This window comes from Streptomyces violens (assembly GCF_000717745.1).
GTDB lineage: Bacteria > Actinomycetota > Actinomycetes > Streptomycetales > Streptomycetaceae > Streptomyces > Streptomyces violens.
Genome location: NZ_JOBH01000001.1, coordinates 299,634 through 322,302 on the forward strand (window position 1 = coordinate 299,634; position 22,669 = coordinate 322,302).

At 72.1% G+C, this 22,669-nt stretch carries 16 protein-coding genes and 1 tRNA gene; 6 read left to right on the plus strand and 11 right to left on the minus strand.

Annotated elements, in window-relative coordinates:
• Window positions 1-11: 11 nt before the first annotated feature.
• Together IF04_RS0101375 and lepA are read right to left on the minus strand one after the other, a co-directional pair.
• Window positions 12-1,901, minus strand: a complete 1,890-nt coding sequence (locus tag IF04_RS0101375) for an AMP-dependent synthetase/ligase (RefSeq protein WP_030249536.1) — start codon at window positions 1,899-1,901, stop codon at window positions 12-14.
• Between the two features lie 315 nt (window positions 1,902-2,216).
• Window positions 2,217-4,085 carry a translation elongation factor 4 gene (lepA, locus tag IF04_RS0101380; protein ID WP_030249537.1) on the minus strand — a complete coding sequence of 623 codons (1,869 nt, stop codon included), beginning with the start codon at window positions 4,083-4,085 and terminating at the stop codon, window positions 2,217-2,219.
• A gap of 304 nt (window positions 4,086-4,389) precedes the next feature.
• On the opposite strand from lepA, the gene rpsT reads away from it, so the two are divergent.
• Both rpsT and IF04_RS0101390 read left to right on the plus strand, forming a co-directional pair.
• The gene (gene rpsT, locus IF04_RS0101385; RefSeq protein WP_030249540.1) at window positions 4,390-4,656 is read left to right on the plus strand and encodes a 30S ribosomal protein S20; all 267 of its coding nucleotides are present in this window, start codon (window positions 4,390-4,392) and stop codon (window positions 4,654-4,656) included.
• Window positions 4,657-4,973: 317 nt separating this feature from the next.
• Entirely contained in the window at window positions 4,974-5,918 is a 945-nt protein-coding gene (locus IF04_RS0101390; protein WP_281179619.1) for a hypothetical protein, read from the plus strand.
• Window positions 5,919-6,017: 99 nt separating this feature from the next.
• Here the strand turns inward: IF04_RS0101390 and holA are convergent, their stop codons facing one another.
• Entirely contained in the window at window positions 6,018-7,004 is a 987-nt protein-coding gene (gene holA, locus IF04_RS0101395) for a DNA polymerase III subunit delta (protein WP_037958118.1), read from the minus strand.
• A 73-nt stretch (window positions 7,005-7,077) separates the two neighbouring features.
• On the opposite strand from holA, the gene IF04_RS0101400 reads away from it, so the two are divergent.
• Window positions 7,078-7,329, plus strand: coding sequence for a hypothetical protein (locus IF04_RS0101400; protein WP_063829424.1), 252 nt, complete (start codon window positions 7,078-7,080; stop codon window positions 7,327-7,329).
• 147 nt (window positions 7,330-7,476) lie between these two features.
• On the opposite strand, the gene IF04_RS0101405 is transcribed toward IF04_RS0101400, so the two are convergent.
• Both IF04_RS0101405 and IF04_RS0101410 read right to left on the minus strand, forming a co-directional pair.
• A complete protein-coding gene (locus IF04_RS0101405; protein WP_078599705.1) occupies window positions 7,477-8,397 on the minus strand; it encodes an arylamine N-acetyltransferase family protein in 921 nt (306 codons plus the stop codon).
• Window positions 8,397-8,882 (minus strand): RrF2 family transcriptional regulator, encoded by a 486-nt coding sequence (locus IF04_RS0101410; protein ID WP_030249554.1) that lies wholly within the window; start codon window positions 8,880-8,882, stop codon window positions 8,397-8,399. Before IF04_RS0101410 ends, IF04_RS0101405 begins: the two co-directional genes overlap by 1 nt.
• Window positions 8,883-9,116: 234 nt before the next feature.
• Here IF04_RS0101410 and IF04_RS0101415 point away from each other — a divergent pair, with 234 nt between their 5' ends.
• Window positions 9,117-10,634, plus strand: a complete 1,518-nt coding sequence (locus IF04_RS0101415) for a PstS family phosphate ABC transporter substrate-binding protein (RefSeq protein WP_030249556.1) — start codon at window positions 9,117-9,119, stop codon at window positions 10,632-10,634.
• Here the strand turns inward: IF04_RS0101415 and IF04_RS0101420 are convergent.
• The 5 genes from IF04_RS0101420 to leuS form a co-directional block, all read right to left on the minus strand.
• The gene (locus tag IF04_RS0101420; RefSeq protein ID WP_078599772.1) at window positions 10,564-13,275 is read right to left on the minus strand and encodes a ComEC/Rec2 family competence protein; all 2,712 of its coding nucleotides are present in this window, start codon (window positions 13,273-13,275) and stop codon (window positions 10,564-10,566) included. The genes IF04_RS0101415 and IF04_RS0101420 overlap by 71 nt on opposite strands.
• A gap of 89 nt (window positions 13,276-13,364) precedes the next feature.
• Window positions 13,365-14,297, minus strand: coding sequence for a ComEA family DNA-binding protein (locus IF04_RS0101425; protein ID WP_078599707.1), 933 nt, complete (start codon window positions 14,295-14,297; stop codon window positions 13,365-13,367).
• Window positions 14,298-14,449: 152 nt separating this feature from the next.
• Window positions 14,450-15,295 carry a DegV family protein gene (locus tag IF04_RS0101430; protein ID WP_030249564.1) on the minus strand — a complete coding sequence of 282 codons (846 nt, stop codon included), beginning with the start codon at window positions 15,293-15,295 and terminating at the stop codon, window positions 14,450-14,452.
• Between the two features lie 179 nt (window positions 15,296-15,474).
• On the minus strand, window positions 15,475-16,218 hold the full coding sequence (locus IF04_RS0101435; RefSeq protein ID WP_030249567.1) for a TraB/GumN family protein: 744 nt from the start codon (window positions 16,216-16,218) through the stop codon (window positions 15,475-15,477).
• 162 nt (window positions 16,219-16,380) lie between these two features.
• A complete protein-coding gene (gene leuS, locus IF04_RS0101440) occupies window positions 16,381-19,260 on the minus strand; it encodes a leucine--tRNA ligase (protein ID WP_030249569.1) in 2,880 nt (959 codons plus the stop codon).
• A 481-nt stretch (window positions 19,261-19,741) separates the two neighbouring features.
• On the opposite strand from leuS, the gene IF04_RS0101445 reads away from it, so the two are divergent.
• Both IF04_RS0101445 and IF04_RS0101450 read left to right on the plus strand, forming a co-directional pair.
• A complete protein-coding gene (locus tag IF04_RS0101445) occupies window positions 19,742-20,926 on the plus strand; it encodes a ferric reductase-like transmembrane domain-containing protein (protein ID WP_051830555.1) in 1,185 nt (394 codons plus the stop codon).
• Window positions 20,923-22,494, plus strand: a complete 1,572-nt coding sequence (locus IF04_RS0101450) for an NADH-ubiquinone oxidoreductase-F iron-sulfur binding region domain-containing protein (RefSeq protein WP_051830556.1) — start codon at window positions 20,923-20,925, stop codon at window positions 22,492-22,494. The genes IF04_RS0101445 and IF04_RS0101450 overlap by 4 nt, the downstream gene beginning before the upstream one ends.
• Window positions 22,495-22,586: 92 nt before the next feature.
• Here the strand turns inward: IF04_RS0101450 and IF04_RS0101455 are convergent.
• A tRNA-Ala gene (locus tag IF04_RS0101455) sits at window positions 22,587-22,659 on the minus strand.
• Between the last annotated feature and the right edge of the window lie 10 nt (window positions 22,660-22,669).

The following is a 22,669-nucleotide window of genomic DNA, read 5'->3' on the forward strand; positions in this document are numbered from 1 at the left end:
GCGGCCGGCGTTCAGGACTCGCGCGTCCCCGCGTACATGTCGTCCAGCAGGTCCTTGAAGGTCCGCTCGACGACCGGGCGCTTGACCTTCAGGCTGGGCGTGACCTCACCGTGCTCGATGTCCAGGTCACGGGGCAGAATGCGGAACTTGCGGATCTGCTGCCAGCGCTGCAGCCCCTCGTTGACCCGCTCGACGTAGCCGTCGATCAGCGCGCGGACCTGCTCGGTGGCGACCACCGCGGCGTAGTCCTTGCCCGCCAGGCCGTGCTCCTTGGCCCAGGTCAGGATGGTCGGCTCGTCCAGCGCGATCAGCGCCGTGCAGAAGTTCCGGTTGGCGCCGTGCACCAGGACGTTGGAGACGAACGGGCAGACCGCCTTGAACTGGCCCTCGACCTCGGCGGGCGCGATGTACTTGCCGCCCGAGGTCTTGATCAGGTCCTTCTTGCGGTCGGTGATCCGCAGATAGCCGTCGGCGGACAGCTCGCCGATGTCGCCGGTGTGGAACCAGCCGTCCGACTCCAGCACCTCGGCCGTCTTCTCCGGCAGCCCGTGGTAGCCCTGCATGATGCCGGGGCCGCGCAGCAGGATCTCGCCGTCCTCGGCGATCCGGACCTCGGTACCGGGCAGCGGCTTGCCGACCGTGCCGGTGCGGTACGCCTCGCCGGGGTTCACGAAGCTGGCCGCGCTGGACTCGGTCAGGCCGTAGCCCTCCAGGATGTGGATGCCGGCGCCGGCGAAGAAGTACCCGATCTCGGGGGCGAGCGCCGCCGAGCCGGAGACCGCGGCGCGCAGCCGCCCGCCGAACGCCTCGCGCAGCTTGGCGTAGACGAGCGCGTCGGCGACCTTGTGCTTGGCGGCGAGCCCGAACGGCACCGAGGCCGTCCCGGTCCGCCGGAAGTTCTCCTGGGAGACCTTGGCGTACTCCCGCGCCACCCCGGCCGCCCACTGGAAGATCTTGTACTTCGCCGCGCCGCCCTCCCGGGCCTTGGCGGCGACGCCGTTGTAGACCTTCTCGAAGATCCGCGGCACGGCGGCCATGTACGTCGGCCGCACGACCGGCAGATTCTCGATGATCTTGTCGACCCGGCCGTCCACGGCGATGACATGGCCCTGGGAGATCTGACCGGCGGTGAGCACCTTGCCGAAGACATGCGCGAGCGGCAGCCAGAGGTACTGCACGTCGTCCTCGTTCACCAGCCCGGTGGCCTGGATCGCGCGGGCCATGTACGCCCAGCAGTCGTGCGGCAGCCGCACACCCTTGGGCCGACCCGTCGTACCGGAGGTGTAGATCAGCGTGGCCAGCTGGTCGGCGCGGAGCGCCGCGACCCGCTCCTTCACACAGCTGGGGTGCTTCTCGAGGTACGCGGCACCGCGCTTCTCCAGCTCGGCGAGCGAGAGCACCCAGTCCTCGGGGTCACCCTCGGCCGGTACGGCATCCGCTTCCTGGATGACGATGACGTGTGCGAGGTCCGGCAGGTCGGCGCGGCACTCGCGCGCCTTGGCGAGCTGCGCGGCGTCCTCGGCGATCATGATGCGGCTGCCGGAGTCGGCGAGGATGTACGCCGTCTCGTCCGCGTTCGTGCTGGGGTACACGGTCGTGGTGGCCGCGCCCGAGCACAGCACGCCGAGGTCGGCGAGGATCCACTCCACCCGCGTACTGGAGGCCAGCGCCACCCGCTCCTCGGGGGCCACGCCCAGCTCGATCAGGCCCGCGGCGGTGGCGTACACCCGCTGTGCCGCCTCGGCCCAGGTCAGCGACTTCCAGTCGTCCGGACCCTGGCCCGAGGCAGGCGGGACGGGATACCGGTACGCCTCCCCCTCAGGGGTTGCGGCAACCCGCTCCAGGAAGAGCGTCGCCACGGAAGGTGGCCGGTTCTCGATCAACGACTGGCTGTCCGTCACGTGTTCCTCCGGGGCCCGCTTCATTGCTGGTGACTCGCGAGTAACCTTCGAGCAGGGATCAGACTAGAGCGCACCGCGCTCCCATGTAAGGGCCTGCAGCACACTCATTCACCTTGTGACCGATCGGTGTGCGCGGGGCTCCGCTGCGCGTCCGCGCATGGTCCTCAGAAGCCCGTCTTCCCCCGCACGGGGCGCCCGAACCGCGGTACGGCGGCGACCGCGCCGGTACGCGAAAGGCGCCCGTCCCCGGCTGGGAACGGGCGCCTCGCGTCGCCCGACGGCGCGCCGCCGCCTCGCGACGGTCACCGTCCGGCGTTACTTCTTGCTCTTGGAGTCACCATCGGAGTCCGAGGACAGGACCGCGATGAAGGCCTCTTGCGGAACCTCCACACTTCCCACCATCTTCATCCGCTTCTTGCCTTCCTTCTGCTTCTCCAGCAGCTTCCGCTTACGGGAGATGTCACCGCCGTAGCACTTGGCGAGGACGTCCTTGCGGATGGCGCGGATGGTCTCGCGGGCGATCACCCGGCTGCCGATGGCGGCCTGGACCGGCACCTCGAACGCCTGCCGCGGGATCAGCTCGCGCAGCTTGGCGACGAGCCGGACGCCGTACGCGTACGCCTTGTCCTTGTGGCAGATCGCGGAGAACGCGTCGACCTGGTCGCCGTGCAGCAGGATGTCGACCTTGACCAGGTCGGCGATCTGCTCGCCGGTGGGCTCGTAGTCCAGCGACGCGTAACCGCGGGTCTTGGACTTGAGCTGGTCGAAGAAGTCGAAGACGACCTCGGCGAGCGGCAGCGTGTACCGGATCTCCACCCGGTCCTCGGAGAGGTAGTCCATGCCGAGCAGATTGCCGCGGCGGTTCTGGCACAGCTCCATGACCGCGCCGATGAAGTCGCTCGGCGTGAGGATCGTGGCCCGCACGACCGGCTCGCGCACCTCGGCGATCTTGCCGGTGGGGAACTCGCTGGGGTTGGTCACCTCGTGCTCGGTGCCGTCCTCCATGGTCACGCCGTAGATCACGTTCGGCGCGGTGGCGATCAGGTCCAGCCCGAATTCGCGCTCCAGCCGCTCCCGGATGACCTCCAGGTGCAGCAGGCCGAGGAAGCCCACACGGAAACCGAAGCCCAGCGCGGCCGAGGTCTCCGGCTCGTACACCAGCGCCGCGTCGTTCAGCTGCAGCTTGTCCAGCGCCTCGCGCAGCTCCGGGTAGTCCGAGCCGTCCAGCGGGTACAGGCCCGAGAAGACCATGGGCTTCGGGTCCTTGTAGCCGCCGAGCGCCTCCGTGGCCCCCTTGTTCAGCTGGGTGATCGTGTCACCCACCTTCGACTGCCGGACGTCCTTCACACCGGTGATGAGGTAGCCCACCTCACCGACGGACAGACCGTCGGCCGGGGTCATCTCCGGCGAGTTCGTCCCGATCTCCAGCAGCTCGTGCGCGGCGCCGGTGGACATCATCCTGATGCGCTCGCGCTTGCCGAGCGTGCCGTCGACGACCTTCACATACGTGACGACACCGCGGTACGCGTCGTACACCGAGTCGAAGATCATCGCGCGGGCCGGCGCGTCCTTCACGCCGACCGGCGGCGGCACGTCCCGCACGACCTTGTCCAGCAGCTCGTCCACGCCCACGCCGGTCTTCGCGGAGACCTTCAGGACGTCCTCGGGCTCACAGCCCACGAGGTTCGCCAGCTCCGCCGCGAACTTCTCCGGCTGCGCGGCCGGCAGGTCGATCTTGTTGAGCACCGGGATGATCTGGAGGTCGTGCTCCATCGCCAGGTACAGGTTGGCGAGCGTCTGCGCCTCGATGCCCTGAGCTGCGTCGACGAGCAGAATGCAGCCTTCGCACGCGGCGAGCGACCGCGAGACCTCATACGTGAAGTCGACGTGTCCCGGGGTGTCGATCATGTTGAGGATGTGGGTCGCCCCACCCTCCTCGTCCGTACGGGCCCAGGGCAGGCGGACCGCCTGCGACTTGATCGTGATGCCCCGCTCGCGCTCGATGTCCATGCGGTCGAGGTACTGCGCGCGCATCTGCCTCTGCTCCACGACTCCCGTCAGCTGGAGCATCCGGTCGGCAAGCGTCGACTTGCCGTGGTCGATGTGCGCGATGATGCAAAAGTTACGGAGGAGAGCCGGGTCGGTACGGCTCGGCTCCGGCACGTTCGTAGGGGTCGCGGGCACGCAGAGGTCCATTCAGAGAACGCGGGTCAGAAAACGCGGTAGGCGGGACTCGGGTATTTCGTCCTCCCTATCGTCCCATGAGCTGCGGCCTCAAACTGTTCGGGAGTCCGGGGGCCCGGCTGTGGCGGTTGGGGCGGTCCGGTCGTGGCGGTGCTGCGGTCCGGTTTTGGGTGGCCGTTCCCCCTGCTGGTAGCCTGGTCCACTGTGTTTCGTGCGCTCTCGTGCACGCGACACGCAGAAAGCCCGGGACGGACGAGCTGCGGCTCGGCCCCCCGGAATCCAACGAACCTGAAAAGGCTCTTTCGTGGCGAACATCAAGTCCCAGATGAAGCGGATCAAGACCAACGAGAAGGCTCGTCAGCGCAACAAGGCTGTCAAGTCGACTCTGAAGACCGCGATCCGTCGCACCCGCGAGGCCGTGGAGGCCGGTGACCTGCAGAAGGCCACCACCGCCCAGGCCGAGGCGGCCAAGAAGCTCGACAAGGCCGTCAGCAAGGGCGTCATCCACAAGAACGCCGCCGCCAACAAGAAGTCGGCGCTGGCGAAGAAGGTCGCGTCCCTCAAGGGCTGACCTTCTGACGTTCTGCCGATACCTCCACAGAGGTCTCGCGGCCGCCGTCACGGGCCTGCCCCGTACGGCAGCCAACACGCTTCATCGCCGGTGAGGACCCAGCGGCCCCTCTCTCCGCTCCTCCCCGGCCCCCGCGCCGCACGCGGCCTGCGTTCGCCACGCGGGTGCGGCGCACCCAGCTTGATCCCGAGGACCCCGCTTCCGCCCTTCCCCAGGGCGGGGCGGGGTCTTCGGCTTGTGGGGCCCGGAATGGGTTACGTTCTGGTCTTCGTGGACGGGGCATCGGTGGCTGATTCCCGTCGGCTACGCTGCCGCCCATGTCCAACTCGGGGGAACAGCCCAATCCGTACGCCCAGCAGCCGCACCAGCCGCCGCAGGGGCCACCGCCGCCTCCGGCGGGGCCGCAGCCGGGGAATCCGTACGGTCAGGTGCCCCCGCAGCAGAACCCGTACGGCCGGCCCCAGCCACCGGCCGGCTACGGCTACCCGGCGGCCGCGCCGCACGGCGCACCGGGGCCGACCATGCCGGGCGCCGGCCCTGCTGGCCCTGCCGGCTACGCCGGCTACGGCGGCGGTCCGGGCGGCTCCGGCGGAACCAGCGGCGCCAAGGGCATGCCCTCCTGGCTGTGGGCCATCGGCGGAGCCGTGGTCGCCTCCGCCGTCTGGGCCGGCGTGCTCGCCGCGACCGGCGGCCTCGGCGAACCCAGCCCTGACCTGCGCGGCTACCGCTACCAGTCCGACCTCTGCCGGTCGGTCTCGTGGACGCCGTTCGAGGACGCGCGCTTCAGGATGGAGGACAGCAGCACCTCGGACAGCGCGGGCGAGAACCCCGAGCCCAGCGGCCACCAGGACCCCGCACTGGACTCCATGTGGTGCAATGCCGACCTGGTACCGGAGGACGCGGGCGACGACGACTACTCCTCCACGCTCGTCCACGCCAGGGCGTTCCTGCACAAGAAGACCGACCCGGCACCGGAGTTCGCGGCGCAGTACCGCTCGTACGAACAGGAACAGTCCTCGACCGACTACAAGGTCGAGCCCGTACGGGGCATCGGTGACGAGGCATACCTGGTGACCCGCGAGGAAACCGCCGACAGCAAGGGCTCGTACGTGGTCCTCGGCGTCCGCGACGGCTGGCTGACGTACGAGACCACCTGGTCCAGCTACTCCAGCAGCAACACCGCCACCAGCCCCGGCTCCGCCGAGGTGGCCGACATGCTCCGCACCAGCGCGAAGGAGACGCTGGGGAGGATGAAGGGCTGAGGCACTGCCTGCCTCGTGCCTGCCCCGTCGCGACCTGCCTCGTGCCGGCCCCGCCACGACGGGGCGGGTACCTTCGCACTGCCCGCCGGCTGAGCCGGCTCAGCGTCGCGAACGCGCCGCCCGGGCGATCGTCACGACCGCCTTCTCCAACGCGTACTCCGGGTCGTCCCCGCCGCCCTTCACCCCCGCGTCCGCCTCGGCGACCGCGCGCAGGGCCACCGCCACGCCATCCGCCGACCAGCCCCGCATCTGCTGCCGTACCCGGTCGATCTTCCACGGCGGCATCCCCAGCTCCCGCGCGAGATCGCCCGGCCGGGCGCCCCGCGGCGCGGAGGCGAGCTTGCCGATCGCGCGGACGCCCTGCGCCAGCGCACTCGTGATCATGACGGGCGCGACCCCGGTCGAGACCGCCCACCGCAGCGCCTCGAGCGCCTCGGCCGCGCGCCCCTCGACCGCCCGGTCGGCCACGGTGAAGCTGGAAGCCTCGGCGCGACCGGTGTAGTACCGCGCGACCACCGCGTCATCGATCGTGCCCTCGACATCCGCCGCGAGCTGCGCACACGCCGAGGCCAGCTCCCGCAGGTCGCTGCCGATCGCGTCCACCAGCGCCTGGCACGCCTCCGGCGTCGCCGACCGCCCCGCCGTACGGAACTCCCCCCGCACGAACGACAGCCGGTCGGCCGGCTTGGTCATCTTCGGGCAGGCGACCTCTCGCGCCCCGACCTTGCGCGCGGCGTCCAGCAGTCCCTTGCCCTTCGCGCCGCCCGCGTGCAGCAGCACCAGCGTGATCTCCTCGGCCGGCGCGCCGAGATACGCCTTGACGTCCTTGACCGTGTCCGCGGACAGGTCCTGCGCATTGCGCACGACCACGACCTTCCGCTCCGCGAACAGCGACGGACTGGTCAGCTCGGCCAACGTGCCCGGCTGCAGCTGATCGGGGGTGAGGTCACGCACGTCGGTGTCCGCGTCGGCGGCCCGCGCCGCCGCCACCACCTGCTGCACCGCGCGGTCGAGCAGCAGCTCTTCCTGCCCCACGGCGATCGTGAGGGGCGCGAGCGGGTCGTCGTTTGCTGTCTTCCTGGCCATCGCGAACAGCATCCCACGCCCCACTGACACACCGGCCGCCGCCGGTGCACGACCGCTGTCGGAGAATGGCCGGGTGAGCGATGTTCGACATGTACTGGTGCTGCCCGACCGGGACGCCGCTGAGGAAGTGGCCGAGGTGCTGACCGAGGAGTACGGCGTGGCCCACCAACCGCAGCTCGTACGGGACGCCCTGGCCGGCGAGGACGACGCCGAGGACGCCCAGTGGCTCGTCGTCCTGGAAGACCCGGAAGCCACGTACGACCCGGCCACCCTCGACACCCTGGCCGCCGAGCACGAAGGCTGGCTGGAACCGGCCCGCCCCTGACCACTCCACGGCGACCCCCGTCGGCCCCGTCCGGCCCCGTCCGGCCCGGCTCCGGCTCCGGCTGGGCCTCAGCAGGCGGGCGGCGGGCGGCGGCCCCCATCCGGCGGGTGGCGGTTCCTGGCCGTCCCGAGCGTGGTTCCGCGAGCCCTAGCCCGGTGCACTGCCTTCCGCCGGCTCAGTCGGCGATATCGGCGGACTCGGCGGTGTCGGGGCCCGGTCGAGGGTCATGCCGAAGTGCGTGCGATACGCAGCGAGTACCTCCGCCTCGGGAATCTCGCGCTCCCTCCGGCTCCCGTCGGGTGCGGTGATCACGAGCGTCCGGCCGGAGAGTGTGATCCGGCCGCCGTCTTCGGTGAGCCGCGAGCAGACCAGCGACTGCGTGAAGTGCGACTTCGGCGACGTGGTCTGCCACCAGCAGCCCGCCTCGAAGTCGGCGAGCGCCCGTGGCCGCAGTTCGAGGCGGTACTGCGGCGCCCCGTCCCGCAGTACGTCGAGATCACCCTCCGCCGTCTCCACGACCCGGAAGACCCCGCCCGGCTCGGCCTGCTCCTCCGCCGTGTCCAGCCGCAGCGGATAGTGACTGTGCCGCCCGAACCCGACATCGGCCAGCAGCGGCCCGTCAGGCGTACGAACACGCACGGCCGCGTGGTCGTACGGGATCCCCAGCCGCCCGTCCTCCCCGTAGACCCGCCCGGACAGCAGCTCGGCGTCGTACCCGAGCGCCGTCAGCAGGAACGCGAACGAGCCATTGAGTTCGTAGCAGAAACCACCCCGACGGTCCCGTACGACCTTGTCCAGCAACGCCTGCTCGGTGAGGACGATCTCCTCGCCGAGGTGGATGGACAGGTTCTCGAACGGCACCGTACGCAGATGCTGGAGGTGCAGCCGCCGCAACGTTTCGACATCGGGCACGGCCGGCCGCTCGCCCCCGATCCGCCGGAGATAGGCGTCGACGGCCTCGGCACCGGCAGCGGCCCCGGCCCCAGCGGCGCCCCCGTCGCGCTGCACGGTCGCGGCGGCCTCGGTGCGCCTGGCGGCCTCGGCGTGCCTGGCGGTCTCGGTGTCCATCAGCTGCCCGTCCTTTCCATCGCGAACCACCGGCGAGTACGGTCCGCCGCCGTGGCCGGAGCCGCAGCGAGGATGTCGGCCAGGGTCTGCGCGGCCAGCTCGCGGCGCCAGGCCAGCTCCGCGCGACGCATCGCCGTGGCGATGCCGCACGGCGCCCGGAAGTCGCGCCCCGGCCCCTCCGCACCCGCGCCCTGCTGCCGGATCTCCGTGCAGCGGAACGCCTCCTCCGGCCCCTCGATCGCGGCGACCACGTCCATGAGCGTGATCGCCTCCGGTGGCCGGGCGAGCCGGAACCCACCGCGGGCCCCCGGCGTCGAGCTGAGGATTCCGGCCCGTACGAGCGCCTGAAGGCGCTTATTGAGGTACGCGGCCGGCAAGTCGAAGGCCGCGGCCAGCCTCGCCGTGGACACCGGCCGCTCGTCCCCGAGCCAGGCCAGCGTCACGCAGCAGTGCAGCCCCCACTCGACGCCTTCACCCATTCTCATAATCTGGAGTTTACAGATCCGGGTTCTTCGGGTTCTCCGAGTCCTTCGGGTTCTCCGGGGCCTCCGAGTCCTCTCGGCTCTGACGGCTGTCGGCTGAACCTCTGGTGAAGGCTTGCCGAAGCGTGCTCGGCCACGGCGAGGGCTCCCTAGATTGCGGGCATCACCGTACTTGCCCTCAGTCCCACAGAGCGCAGCCGTCCCCTCTCCGATCTCCCCTGCGAGGTTGCCGTGGCCATGCCGGAAACCGAGACCGTCCTGGCCCTGGCCGGACTCGCGGTCACCGCCGTGATCTGGGCCGTGGAGCGCTTCCTGCCCGGCCGCAAGCGCATCGGCTACCGCGTCCAGATGGACACCCCGATCGGCATGAACCCCCAGGACGCCCACAGCCTCGTGCAGTTGCGGCTCCTGAGACAGGAACAGGAGATCTCCGACGCCACGCTGGCCCTGCTGCGGATCGAGAACGACGGCAGCAAGGACATCGTCCGGCAGGACTACCAGGAACCGCTGACGGTGGAGTTCACCGGCCGCACGGTCATCGGCGTCGAGGTACCGGACGCCAACCCGACCGACCTGATCAGCATGCTGACCCGGCCCGGCGCCGGCCTGCGCTACAGCGGCAACCGCCTGCACATACCGAAGGTCCCGCTCAACACCCGCAACCACTTCAAGCTGCTGGTACTGCTCTCCGGAACGGACGAGACCCCCGCGGGCCGCGGCCGGACGCGGGCCGGCGGTGAGGTGATCGTCGGCGGCTTCCTCAGCGGCGGCCGGATCCGCCGGAACACCCAACGCTGGGGTCCGCGCAAGTCGAGCCTCGCCCTCGGCGGCCTCTTCATCGTGCTGGTCGGGCTGCTGGGCGGACTGCTGCTCAACACCCCGGCACCGCCCGCCCGCGCCGAGTGCGCCACCGGGCGGCTGACCATCGACGGGTCCACCGCGTTCGCTCCCCCGATGCAGGAGATCGCCCGCCAGTATCAGGCGCGCTGCCCGGGTGCCGTGATCGACGTCGCCCGGAGCGGCAGCCTCTCCGGCCTCGCCAACCTGAACCGGGCCGGGCGCGCCACCCGCTCCGGCAGCCCGTCCTTCCTCGCCATGTCCGACGTCCCCGCCCCCTCGATCTACGGGCGGCTGCAGGGCGAGCGGGTGGGCGTCATCCTGCTGAGCCTGGTCGTCAACGAGCGCACCGGCGTCGACAACCTCACCGTCGACCAGGTGCGGAAGATCTACGACGGCACGTACACCAACTGGCGGGACGTGGGCGGCAACGACCTCGCCATCCACGTCGTCGGCCGCGACGCCGGCTCCGGGACCCGGCGGGCCTTCGAGACGACCGTGCTGCACCGTTCGGAGCCGGGCGTGGTGTCGTCGTACGACTGCACCGGCAAGGACCGGGACGAGCGGGCCCGCGTCACCCGCTGCGAGGTGAACAGCACCACCGGACTGCTGGACGCGGTCGACCGCGTGGAGGGCGCGGTCGGTTACGCCGAGACCTACGCGGCGGCCAAGCGACCGCACGTCATCGCCATCCGGCTGAACGGGCACGAGCCCGACATCGAGTGGGGACAGCAACATGAATACCCCTTCTGGACCGTTGAGTTCCTGTACTCCTACGGGCACCCGGCGGACGGCTCCCTCGCCGCGAAGTTCCTGACCTACCTGAACTCCGACACAGCGAAGAACGTCATGCGGATGTACAAACACGTGCCCTGCGCCGACGACCGAAGCCTGTCGGCCTCGGTATGCCGTCCCTGACACCCGCCCGCCGCCTGCGGCGGCCATTGCTGGTGGCGGCCGCGAGCCCGCTGGTGGCGCTGCCCGTCACGGCGATCGCGCCATCGGTGTCCGTACGCAGCACCCTCGCCCCCTGTATGCGCAGCGCGGCGACCGTGCTCGGAGCGGGATGTCCGTAAGGGTTCCCGGCACCGGAACTGATCACGGCGAGCCGGGGCGCCAGCGCGCGGAGGAGCGCCGGATCCTGATAGGCGGAGCCGTGGTGGGCGACCTTGAGCACGTCGATCGCGCGAAGCCCGGGGTGGGCGGCCAGCAGCGCCTGCTGAGCGGGCGGTTCGAGGTCGCCGAGGAGGAGTACGGTCAGTCCTGCCGTACGGACGAGGAGTGTGACGCTGGCGTTGTTGGGCCCTTCGGGCATGAAGCCGGCCGTGGGCCAGAGGACCTCCCAGGACACCGGCCCCGTCCGGCGTCGCTCACCCGGTGTCGCCCGGACCACCGGCACTTCCTGTGCGGCCGCAGCCTTGCGTACGAACGCCGCCTGATCCGGCGGGTCCTCGCGAGTCGTGGTCTCCAGCGCGCCGACGCTGCGGCCCCGGAGTGCACCGGAAAGGCCGTCCACATGATCGGCGTGAAAGTGCGTCAGGACGAGGAGCGGGATGCGGCGCACGCCCAGTTCCTGCAGGCAGCGGTCCATGGCCCGCGGGTCGGGCCCGGTGTCCACGACCAGCGCGCTGCCGGGGCCGGTGGCGACGACGAGGCCGTCTCCCTGGCCGACGTCGCACACGGCCAGCCGCCAGCCGGGCGGTGGCCAGCCGGTGACGATCCGGGTCAGGGGAACCGGCCGGACGACGAGCACGACCAGGAGCAGGGCACAGACGACGCACAACCAGCGGTACCGCAGCAGGACCCGGGCGACCGGCACCAGGGCGGCGATGGCCGCGGCCAGCAGAAAGCCCCCAGCCCAGCCACCGGGCCAGCCGAACTCGGCACCGGGCAGCCCCGCTCCCGTGCGCGCGATGGCCGCGATCCACTCGGCCGGCCACCCCCCGCACCAGGCGAAAGCGGTGGCGAGCGGCGGTAGGAGAGGCGCGGTGGCCAGGGCCGCGAATCCCAGCACCGTCGCGGGCGCCACGGCCAGCTCCGCGAGCAGGTTGCACGGGATGGCCACCAGGCCGACGCGGGCGGCGAGCACCGCGATGACCGGCGCGCACACGGCCTGCGCGGCGGCGGCCGCGGCGATCACCTCGGCGAGCCGGGGCGGTACGCGCCGCCGCTGCAGGGCGGCGCTCCAGCGTGGGGCAAGAGTGAGCAGCGCGCCGGTGGCCAGGACGGAGAGCAGGAAGCCGTAACTCCTGGCCAGCCAGGGATCGTAGAGAACCAGCAGCAGCACGGCGGCGGCGAGCGCGGGGAGCAGCGTACGGCGGCGCCCCGAACCGATGGCCAGCAGCGTGATCAGCCCGCAGGCGGCGGCGCGCAGCACGCTGGGATCGGGGCGGCACACGACGACGAAGGCGATCGCCACCGCGCCGCCGATCACCGCCGTGGTCCGCAACGACAGGCCCAAGCGGGGCGCGAGGCCCCGGCGTTCAGCACGTACGGCGAGATGCGGCGGGCCGATGAGCAGGACCAGCACGATGGTCAGGTTGCTGCCGGAGACGGCGAGCAGATGCGTCAGGTCGGTGGCCCGGAAGGCATCGTCGAGCTCCGGCGTCAGACGGGAGGTGTCACCGACGACGAGCCCGGGCAGCAGGGCGCGTGCGTCGGGCCGCAGGCCGTCGGACACCTCGCGCAGCCCTTCCCGGAGCGAGCCCGCGAGCTGCTGGAGAGACGTGGGGCCACCGATGCGCCGCGGCGGCGAGTCGGCCGCATCGGCCGCTACGCGCAGTACGGCGGCCACACGGCCGGTGGGCGGCAACGGCGGCGCGAGCCGTGCCTCGACCCGGATGCGCGTGGAAGGGAGCAGCGCCCGCCAGGCGTCGCCGGCTGCGCTGTCGGGGGCTTGCGTGGTCGAGTGGGCGCGCTCTCGCCCGTCTCCTGTATCGGGCGTGCGGTCCGGCTGAGGCCGGTGCTGGGGAACGATGACCAGGACGGGGGTGCGGACGGCGGTCACCGTACCGTCCGGTCCGGTGATGCGGCGTACCTCGGCGCGGAAAACGACGGCGGCCGGCATACGTTGCGCGCCGCGTACCCGCTGCCGGGCGAGGTGCGGATCCTCGGTCACCTCCAACTCGACGGTGGCTTGCGCGTACTGATGCGCCAGCCGCGGCACCGGGCCGCGCCGCAGATCCGCCCCCTGGAGCGCTGCCGAGGCAGCACCGCCCACCGCACAGAGCAGCACCGCGGCCGCCGCGACGAGGGTCCCCGCCTCCCACGCCGTACGCCGTCGACGCCACCCGCCGCGGGGAAGACCGCTGCCGGCATGCGGGCCAGGATCCGGGGAGACGGCTGGTCCGGCCGCGTGGCGGGGTACGGCCCGGAGGACGGCGAGGCCGGCCAGTACGAGGGCAGCGGCACAGAGCAGGAGCAGCGGGCCGACGGGCGCGTCCAGAGCCAGCGCCGCGGCTCCCCAGGCGGCCAGTGCCGGCCCAACCAGCCGCAGGTCGGCCGGCCCCTCCTCCTGCGGGGCGCCAGGGCCTGCCGGCGGCTGCGGGGCGCCCGGCATCTGCCGTGAGCCGGCCTGTTCTCCCTCGGGGCCGTTCGCCGACTGCACGGCCGCCGAGCCGTACGAGGAGGCCGGAGCGCTGGGGGTGGTCATGGCTGCACCAGGGGGCGCAAGTCGGCGAATCGTCGATCACCGATTCCGTTCACTTCTTGCAGCTGGTCGACCGAGGTGAAGCCGCCGTGCTGGGTGCGGAAGTCGATGATGTGCTGGGCGAGGACGGGTCCGACGCCCGGGAGGGTGTCGAGCTGGTCGGCGGTGGCGGAGTTCAGGCTGACCGGGCCGGCCGGTGCGCCACCGGCCGCAGCGGAGCCGCCCGAGGCACCCCCGCCTGCGGTACCGGGAGCGGCGGCAGCGGCGCCGCCCGATGCCGCCGGGACGGCGGCCGGAGCGCCGACGACGATCTGCTCGCCGTCCGCCAGGAGGCGAGCGCGGTTCAACGTGCGGGTGTTCGTCCCGGGCAGCACCCCGCCCGCGGCACGCAGCGCATCGGCGACGCGGGCGCCCGGGGGGAGGCGGTGGATGCCGGGGCGGCGCACCTTGCCCGCGACGTCCACGACAATCCGGCGGTCCGAGGCACTGGATACCGCACCGGCCGCCGCGCCTGCCGTGGTTCCGCCCGCTGTGGCACCGCTCGGTCCGGCAAGCCCTGCCGGCCCTGCCCGCTCCGCCTCGGTCGGCGCGCTGCCCGGTGCGGCTGCCGAGGCGTGCTGTGCGGTCGGCACCCGTACGGTCTGGGGCCGCGCGTTCCAGAAATGGTGGACCGCGAAGGCCACGGCGATCAGCAGCACGACGGCGAGTGCGCCGAGCGCCTTCGGGTCCGTGCCGCACCGCAACTGGATCCACAACGGCAGTCGCTCTTGCAGCGCCACCCGCCAACGGGCCATCGGCATCGGGCCAGTACCCAAGGAATCGGGTGGAGCAGCAGGCGGATCAGGTGGATGCGGCGGTGGCCGGCCGGTAGCCGGTTCGGAGCCGGAAGCAGCGGCAGAGGAATGCGCGGAGATGCGAGATCGCGGAGTCATGTCGACGACGCTAGAGCGACTTCGCGAATCCCGCTGATCACCACCAAATTCCGTGGATAACCGCCGAGTTGTGGATAACCCGGCCACCCGGACGAGGGATTCAGAACAGCGAAAACACCGTCACAGCGGCCTCAGACCACCGCCCCACCGCCCTACCGCGGCGACAGCACAACCCCCAGCAGCCCCGGCCCCGTATGCGCGCCGATCACCGCGCCCACCTCGCTGACGTGCAGGTCCATCAGGCCCGGCACGCGGGCGCGGAGGCGATCGGCCAGGGCGTCGGCGCGCTCGGTCGCCGCCAGGTGGTGCACCGCGACATCGACCGGGTCCGTGCCCGCCCGGTCCGCCACGATCTCTTCCAGGCGCGCGATGGCCTTGGAAGCCGTACGGACCTTCTCCCGCAGTTCGATGCGTCCGTCGGAGAGTTGGAGCAGTGGCTTGACCGCGAGCGCGGAGCCCAGCAGGGCCTGTGCCGCGCCGATGCGGCCGCCGCGGCGCAGGTACTCCAGGGTGTCGACGTAGAAGTACGCGGAGGTGCCCTCGGCGCGCTTCTCGGCCGCGGCCACCGCCTCGTCGACGTCCCCGCCGGACTGTGCGACCTCCGCGGCCGCGAGGGCGCAGAAGCCCAGTGCCATGGCGACCATGCCGGTGTCCACCACGCGCACGGGGACCGGCGCCTCCTTGGCCGCCAGTACGGCCGCGTCGTACGTCCCAGAGAACTCCGAGGAGAGGTGGAGCGAGACGATGCCGTCGGCGCCCGCGGCCGCGACCTCGCGGTAGGTCTCGGCGAACGCCTCGGGAGCGGGCCGGGAGGTGGTGACGTACTTGCGTTTCTGCAGCGCCTGGGCGACCGACCTGGCCGAGATCTCCGTTCCCTCTTCCAGGGCCTCGTCGCCGAGGACCACGGTCAGCGGCACCGCCGTGATGCGGTGGCGTTCCAGCGCCGTCCGCGGCAGGTAGGCCGTTGAATCGGTGACGATCGCGACATGGCGGGACATGACTGGGAGGTTATCCAGAGAACCCGGTGCCCGACAGTGCGGGCCCCGCCTCAAGATCTTCCCCGATCACCCGGTGATGCGCCACAGCCGACTTCGCGCCATCTGCGAGCTCACCTGTCGGCGATCCGGCAGGTCCCCGGCCCGCAGCCGGCCGCATCGAACACCGCTCTCCGGCCACGTCAGCCCGCGCTCTCCGGACGGGCCGTCTTCTGCCACGAGTACGGCGTCCGTATGCGCGGGTCCGGGGCGTCGATGGCCTGCGGGCCCTCGGGAGCAGCGGCAGTATCGGGCTGCTGCTCCGACGGCGGCGGCCATGCGGCGAGCGGGTCCGGCACGGCGTCCGTACCCGGCCCGGGCGTGGTTTCGTGCGGCCCCGGCGCCGACGTCCAGTGCCGCAATGCGCCCGCCTCCACGTCGATCTGTCCGGCCAGCGCCGCCAGGTCGTCGTCGGCGAACTTCTGGGCGCGGTCCTGGGCAGCCCAGCGCAGCGAGTCCGAGGAGTGCGTGATCCGCTCCAGGCGCTCACGCAGCTCGGGGAGACGGTCGGTGATCCGGGTCCGGTCCGGCTCGCGCTCCAGGCGCTTGAGGTCGGCGTCCAGCTCGTGGCCGTGCGCGCTGAGCCGCGCGAAGAGATTCAGCGCCTCGCTCAGCGACTGGTCCTCGGGGGCGGCCGCACGCAGCGCTTCCTGGGTGGCGCGCATCGAGGTGCGCAGGGAGAGCCGCATCTGGGCCAGCTGTCCGGCCGGGCCGGTCTGGGTGTACTGCCGGGCGCGCAGGGTGGTGTCCTCGACCGTGCGGCGGGCCTGGGCGACCGTACGGTCCACGCCGCGCTTGGTCGCCGAGACGGCCTTGACCGTCACGAACACGCCGGCCGCGACGAACAGCACGAACAGCAGGGCGAGGATCGCGAGCACAGCGGTCATGGGCTTACCTCATGTGGGCTCGGTCGGACCGACGGACGGACTGCTTCCTTCTCCCACCGTAAACGCCTCGGGCAGGTCGGGGGTTCCCACGAGAACCCCCAACCTGCCCGTAGTGGTCACCCCCCACGCGCGCCCGCCGGGCGAGCGCGCGTGGGAACCGGATCAGGCCGGAACGATGTTGACCAGCTTCGGAGCCCGCACGATCACCTTGCGGATGCCCGCACCGCCCAGCGCCGTCACGACCGCCGGCTCGGCCAGCGCCGCCGCCTCCAGGTCCGCGTCCGAGATGGCCGGCGAGACCTCCAGGCGGGCCTTGACCTTGCCCTTGATCTGCACGACGCAGGTCACGGTCTCGTCGACGACGTACGCCGGGTCGGCCACCGGGAAGTCCGCGTGCACCACGGAGTCGGTGTGGCCCAGCTTGCGCCACAGCTCCTCACCGATGTGCGGGGCCAGCGGCGCGACCAGCAGGACCAGCTGCTCGGCGACCACGCGCGGCACACTGCCGCCGGCCTTCGTCAGGTGGTTGTTCAGCTCCGTGACCTTGGCGATCGCGGTGTTGAAGCGCATCCCGGCCATGTCCTGGCCGACGCCGTCGATGGCCTTGTGCAGGGCACGCAGGGTGTCCTCGTCCGGCTCCGCGTCCGTGACGGTGACCTCGCCGGTGGCCTCGTCCACGATGTTGCGCCACAGGCGCTGCAGCAGGCGGTACTGGCCGACGACGGCGCGGGTGTCCCAGGGGCGCGAGACGTCCAGCGGGCCCATCGCCATCTCGTACAGCCGCAGCGTGTCCGCGCCGTACTCCTGGCAGATCTCGTCCGGGGTGACGGCGTTCTTCAGGGACTTGCCCATCTTGCCCAGGACGCGGCTGACCTTCTCGCCCTGGTAGTAGTACCCGCCGTCGCGCTCCTCGACCTCGGCCGCCGGGACGGCGATGCCGCGCTTGTCCCGGTAGACGAACGCCTGGATCATGCCCTGGTTGTACAGCTTGTGGAACGGCTCGGCCGAGGAGATGTGCCCCAGGTCGTGCAGCACCTTGGACCAGAAGCGGGCGTACAGCAGGTGCAGCACGGCGTGCTCGGCGCCGCCCACGTACAGGTCGACACCGCCGTGCGGCTGCCCCTCGCGCGGGCCCATCCAGTACTGCTCGACGGTCGGGTCGACCAGCTTCTCGTCGTTGTTCGGGTCCAGGTAGCGCAGCTCGTACCAGCAGGAGCCGGCCCAGTTGGGCATGGTGTTGGTCTCGCGGCGGTAGCGCCGCACGCCCCGGCCGTCGCCCAGGTCCAGCTCGACGTTGACCCAGTCCTCGTTGCGGGACAGCGGGGTCTCCGGGGAGGTGTCCGCGTCGTCCGCGTCGAAGGTGCGCGGCGAGTAGTCCTCGACCTCGGGCAGCTCCAGCGGCAGCATCGACTCGGGCAGCGCGTGCGCCACGCCGTCCTCGTCGTACACGATCGGGAAGGGCTCGCCCCAGTAGCGCTGCCGGCTGAACAGCCAGTCGCGCAGCCGGAAGTTGACGGTGCCCTCGCCGATGCCCTGCTGGGCCAGCCATTCGGTGATCTTCGCCTTGGCCTCGGTGACGCCCAGGCCGTCCAGCGAGATGGTGTCGTCCGAGGAGTTGACGATCTTCGCGTCGTACGAGGAGAACGCGTCGTCCCAGGTCGACGGGTCGGTGCCGCGGCCGTCCGAGGGCTCGACGACGCAGCGCATGGGCAGCTCGAAGGCGCGCGCGAAGGCGAAGTCACGGGAGTCGTGCGCCGGGACGGCCATGATCGCGCCGGTGCCGTAGCCCATCAGGACGTAGTCGGCGATGAAGACCGGGACGCGGTCGCCGCTGACCGGGTTGATCGCGTACGCGCCGGTGAAGACGCCGGTCTTGTCCTTGGCCTCGGCCTGGCGCTCGACATCCGACTTCGAAGCGGCCTGCTTGCGGTACGCGGCGACGGCCTCGGCCGGGGTGTCGTAGCCACCGGTCCACACGTCGTGCGTGCCCTCGGGCCACGCGTCCGGGACGATCGAGTCCTCACCGGAGACCAGATCGTGCTCCGGGGCCAGCACCATGTAGGTCGCGCCGAACAGGGTGTCCTGGCGGGTGGTGAAGACCGTGATGCGCCGGTCACCCACGGGGAAGTCGACCCGCGCGCCCTCGGAGCGGCCGATCCAGTTGCGCTGCTGCAGCTTGATCGCCTCGGGCCAGTCCAGCCCGTCCAGGTCCTCCAGCAGGCGGTCCGCGTAGGCCGTGATGCGCATGTTCCACTGGCGCAGCTTGGCCTTGAAGACGGGGAAGTTCCCGCGCTCGGAGCGGCCCTCGGCGGTGACCTCTTCGTTGGCCAGCACGGTGCCCAGGCCCGGGCACCAGTTGACGGGCGCGTCCGAGGCGTACGCCAGGCGGTACTCGCCCAGGACGTTGGCGCGCTCCAGGGCGCTCAGGTCGGCCCACGCGCGGCCGTCGGGCGTCTCGCGCTCCCCCGCCTCGAACTGGGCGACCAGCTCGTCGATCGGGCGCGCCTTCTTGGCGTCGGTGTCGTACCAGGAGTTGAAGATCTGCAGGAAGATCCACTGGGTCCACTTGTAGTACGCCGGGTCGATCGTCTCGATCGAGCGGCGCTGGTCGTGGCCCAGGCCCAGGCGGCGCAGCTGCGCCTTCATGTTGACGATGTTGGCCTCGGTGGAGACCCGCGGGTGGGTGCCCGTCTGGACGGCGTACTGCTCGGCGGGCAGGCCGAAGGCGTCGAAGCCCAGGGTGTGCAGGACGTTGTGGCCCGTCATGCGGTGGAAGCGGGCGTAGACGTCGGTGGCGATGTAGCCCAGGGGGTGGCCGACGTGCAGGCCCGCACCCGAGGGGTACGGGAACATGTCCATGATGAACTTCTTGGGCTTGGCCACCTGCTCCGGGGCGCCGGCCAGGTCACCACTGGGGTTCGGCGCCTCGTACGTGCCGTTTTCGTCCCAGAAGTCCTGCCAGCGTGCCTCGATGTCCGCGGCCAGCGCGGCCGTATAGCGGTGCGGGGCCGCCGCCTCGGCGGCCGTGGTCGTCTCGCTCATCGTCCTCAAAGCTCCATCGATCGTCTCTGCCTGCGGAAACGCACCCCTTGCGGGCACCTTCTTGCCGGCTGGCGCCTGAAACAAAAAGGCCCCTCGCACAGGAGGGGACGCCGCGCCGATGCCGACCTGGACCCGCAGTCCGTGATCCGGTCGGTACTGATCAGCGCGGCCCGCTAAGCAGAAGGCGTACGGCACGCATGGCGCCAGGGTACCGCAGCGCACCAGGGGCCCGCGCCGAGGATTCCCCCGCGCGGCCCCCGTCCCACATACCGGGACGAGCGTGCGCCCCGGTATGCGCGGCGCTCAACGCCCGTAGGAGTCCGCGTAGCCCCGGCCCGGTGAGCTCACGCCCGCACAAGAAGGGCGACCGATCGGGTGTACGGGGCGCGAACGGACCGACGTTAGCAGCGGGTCACGCCGTGCGGGCGGGATACGCGAAGGCCGCCGCGGGCCCCGGTGGCGGGCCCCTAGCTTGCCGGGCATGCAACCGCTCACGGGCTCGGCGGCGCGCCGAGCGGCCCGCGCCCGCCGCCCCCGCCGTTTACGCCTCCCCCACCGCCTCAAGAGGCCACGCCCCGCGCTCACCACCGGGGCCGGCGCCGTACTGGTCCTCCCCCTCCTCGCCGCGGCCCCCGCCTTCCGTGCGTTCTTCGACCACACCGCCGGGGTGCTCACGCTCGTCTCGCTCACCGCAGCCGTGGTGTGGGGCCTGCTCGCGGCCGGCCGCACCGTACTGGCGCCGCGCAGCAGGCTCCTGGCACAGGGCATCCACCGGGCGCTCGCCACCGCCTCGCTCGGCTTCCTGGTACTGCACATCGCGGTCAAGGTGGCCGAGGCGCACGCCCTGTTCTCGGATGCGTTCCTGCCCTTCGCCTCCGTAGTGCTCAGCGGGCCCGTCGCTCCTGGCACCGCGCCGCTCATCGGGTTCGGCACGCTGGCCGGGCTGCTGATGGTGCTGGCCGCCGCGACCGGCGCACTGCGCAGTTCCTTCGCCGGGCGCGGGCGCGTCTCCGGGCGCTGGCGCGCCCTGCACACCAGCGCGTACGCCGCGTGGTGCCTGGCCCTCCTGCACGGCCTCAAGTCCGGCCGCGCGCCTTCGGGGTGGGTCACCACCGGGTACGTACTCGCTCTGGCGGCGGTCATGACCGCGCTGCTGGCCCGTCTGTTGTTCACCCCGTGCGCGGAGTTCCCGTACTTCGCGCTGCGCCGGGAACTGCCGTTCTCGCTGCCCTTCCGGTCCCGAAGGCGGGACCGGAAGCAGGCGCTGCACAGGGCAGCGGACCGCACGGACACTCGCTCCGCTTCGGAGATGCCCGGGGTGACTGCCCCTGATGGCGCCCCCACGGGCGACGGTCCGCCTACGGGGCCGCGGCCCGTCCCGGACGTCCTTACGGGGGCGGCGAGCAGCGCTGCTCCAGGGGCTGCGCGGTACACGCCACCTTCTTGGGCTCTGCCCGACGCTCCTACAGAGACGCTCCCGCACGTCACCGACGCACCGCCCCTCGCCCTCGGAGCGGACGGGGCGCCCACGGAACGCATCCCCTTCGCCGGCTTCGACACCGTCCCCGAGTGGGGCGGCCCGCCCACTCTGGTGCAGCCCCGGCCCTCCGGCGCTCACCCCGAGGGGGCGCCCCTCCCCCAGGCCCCGAACGGCCGGACACCATGACCGGTACCGCGCTGGTCCCGTATACGGGCGGTGGACCGCTGCCCGATGTGCCCGCCGTGCGCGTACTCGGGCTGCCACGACTGTGCGCCGGATTCGACGAGGCGGAACGGCTGGACCGCAAGCGGCACCTGCTCCTCCACGGCTCCCTGCCCGCGCTCTCCGGCGAGCAGCTGGCCGCCGTCGCCGAGGCCGTGGCGCTGCGGGGCCGGGGCGGCGCCGGATTCCCGCTCGCGCGCAAGCTGACGGCCGTCGCGGAGGCCGCGGCCCGCCGCGGGGTTCGCCCCGTCGTCGTGGTCAACGGCTGCGAGGGCGAACCCGCCTGCCGCAAGGACACCGTGCTGCTGTGCCGTGCGCCACACCTCGTCCTGGACGGCGCGCTGCTGGCCGCCGCGGCACTCGGCGCACGCCTCCTGGTCATCGGCGTGACGAAGGCCACGACGGACAACTCCGTACGGGAAGCCCTCGCCGAGCGCGGGCTGGGGCGCAGACGGCGCGGGCGTGCGCTGCGCGCACAGGTCGTGCGCTCGCCCGAGCGCCTGGTGTCCGGGGAGGCGTCCGCGCTGATCCGGGCCGCCGAGGGCGGGCCCCCGGTACCACCGGGCCGCCGGGCACGCGCCGCCGAATCGGGCCTGGGCGGCGCACCCACGCTGCTCTCCAACGCAGAGACCTTCGCCCAACTCGCCGTCGCCGCCCGCCTCGGTCCCGACCGTTACGCCTCCACGGGCCTCCCCGGCGAACCGGGCACGCTCCTGCTGACGGTCTCCGGCGCGGTCCCCGCCCCCACGGTCGTCGAGGCCCCCTCCGGAGTACCGCTGCCGTACGTACTGCAGGCGTGCGGCGCGGAACCGGCACCGTCCGGCGTACTGGTCGGCGGCTACCACGGCGCCTGGCTGGACGCGGCCACCGCATACGGGACGCCGCTCTCGCGCGAGGCGCTGGCGGCCCGCGGCGGGGCGCTGGGCGCCGGGGCGGTGCTGCCGCTGTCCACCCGGACGTGTCCGCTGGGCGAGGCGCTGCGCATCGCCCGGTGGCTGGCGGCGGAGTCGGCGGGGCAGTGCGGCCCCTGCCGACTGGGGCTGCCGTCGCTCGCGGAGATGTTCGCGGACGCGCTGGGCGGTGGCGGGCAGCCGGCCTTGGAAGCGGTACGGGAAAGCGCGCGCGGCGTACGGGGGCGGGGCGCGTGCAAACACCCGGACGGCGCGGCGCGGTTCGTGCTGTCGGCGCTCGCCGCGTTCCCCGACGACCTGGCCGCGCACGTCCTGGGCAACGGCTGCGGGCGGCCCACGGCCGAGCTGCTGCCCCTGCCGCCCGAGGAGGGCGCAGGTGCGGCGAACGGCGGCGGAGAGGATGCCGGGGCCGTCGGTGCCGCCGGGGAGCGGCTGGCGGTGGACTGGACGCTGTGCGAGGGGCACGGGCTGTGCGCGGGGCTGCTGCCCGAGGCCGTACGGCTCGACCGGGACGGCTTCCCCGTACTGTCCGACGACGTACTGCCGGGCGCGCTGCGGGCCCGCGCGCAACGTGCCGTACGCCGCTGCCCGGCCCTCGCCCTCCGACTCGAGGAGTCCTGACGGCCGGCGGCGCCCATGCCCTGCCCCTGTCCGCGGCCCCGGCGGCACACGACAGAGGGCCCGTCCTCTTCGGACGGGCCCTCTGTTCACTGTGGAGCTAAGGAGAATTGAACTCCTGACCTCCTGCATGCCATGCAGGCGCTCTACCAACTGAGCTATAGCCCCGTGTTCTGTT

What these genes read in the sequence shown, in the direction of transcription:
- IF04_RS0101415 (WP_030249556.1), top strand. Translation starts at nt 9,117, where the DNA reads ATGCCGGAAACCGAGACCGTCCTGGCCCTGGCCGGACTCGCGGTCACC.
- IF04_RS0101450 (WP_051830556.1), top strand. Translation starts at nt 20,923, where the DNA reads ATGACCGGTACCGCGCTGGTCCCGTATACGGGCGGTGGACCGCTGCCC.
- IF04_RS0101425 (WP_078599707.1), bottom strand. Translation starts at nt 14,297, where the DNA reads ATGACTCCGCGATCTCGCATCTCCGCGCATTCCTCTGCCGCTGCTTCC.
- IF04_RS0101390 (WP_281179619.1), top strand. Translation starts at nt 4,974, where the DNA reads ATGTCCAACTCGGGGGAACAGCCCAATCCGTACGCCCAGCAGCCGCAC.
- leuS (WP_030249569.1), bottom strand. Translation starts at nt 19,260, where the DNA reads ATGAGCGAGACGACCACGGCCGCCGAGGCGGCGGCCCCGCACCGCTAT.
- IF04_RS0101445 (WP_051830555.1), top strand. Translation starts at nt 19,742, where the DNA reads ATGCAACCGCTCACGGGCTCGGCGGCGCGCCGAGCGGCCCGCGCCCGC.
- IF04_RS0101420 (WP_078599772.1), bottom strand. Translation starts at nt 13,275, where the DNA reads ATGCCGGGCGCCCCGCAGCCGCCGGCAGGCCCTGGCGCCCCGCAGGAG.
- IF04_RS0101435 (WP_030249567.1), bottom strand. Translation starts at nt 16,218, where the DNA reads ATGACCGCTGTGCTCGCGATCCTCGCCCTGCTGTTCGTGCTGTTCGTC.
- holA (WP_037958118.1), bottom strand. Translation starts at nt 7,004, where the DNA reads ATGGCCAGGAAGACAGCAAACGACGACCCGCTCGCGCCCCTCACGATC.
- IF04_RS0101405 (WP_078599705.1), bottom strand. Translation starts at nt 8,397, where the DNA reads ATGGACACCGAGACCGCCAGGCACGCCGAGGCCGCCAGGCGCACCGAG.
- IF04_RS0101410 (WP_030249554.1), bottom strand. Translation starts at nt 8,882, where the DNA reads ATGAGAATGGGTGAAGGCGTCGAGTGGGGGCTGCACTGCTGCGTGACG.
- IF04_RS0101430 (WP_030249564.1), bottom strand. Translation starts at nt 15,295, where the DNA reads ATGTCCCGCCATGTCGCGATCGTCACCGATTCAACGGCCTACCTGCCG.